General features: G+C 73.8%; 1 protein-coding gene. It reads left to right on the top strand.

The features are described 5' to 3' along the window. Positions 1 to 13 precede the first annotated feature (13 nt). On the top strand, positions 14 to 260 hold a 247-nt coding region (locus tag CVH10_RS21910), incomplete at its 3' end, for an FAD-dependent oxidoreductase (protein ID WP_369335963.1).

Genomic DNA, 260 nt, shown 5'->3' with positions numbered 1-260 from the left:
CCTGGTGATGGCGGTGGGTTCGACCACCAACGATTTCGGCACGCCCGGCGTGAAGGAGAACGCCATCGCCCTCGACACCCAGGGCCAGGCGGTGCGCTTCCACCAGCGCCTGATCAACGGCATGCTGCGCGCCCATACCCAGCCGGGTCCGGTGCGGCCGGGCCAGCTCCACGTCACGGTCATCGGCGCCGGGGCGACCGGCACCGAGCTCGCGGCCGAGCTCCACCGCACCACCCGCGCCGTGGCCGCCACCGGCCTCG

Origin of the sequence: Halomonas sp. ND22Bw, assembly GCF_003011945.1 — a bacterium.
Taxonomy (GTDB): domain Bacteria; phylum Pseudomonadota; class Gammaproteobacteria; order Pseudomonadales; family Halomonadaceae; genus Halomonas; species Halomonas halophila.
This window is presented reverse-complemented; position numbering and strand designations above follow the sequence as displayed.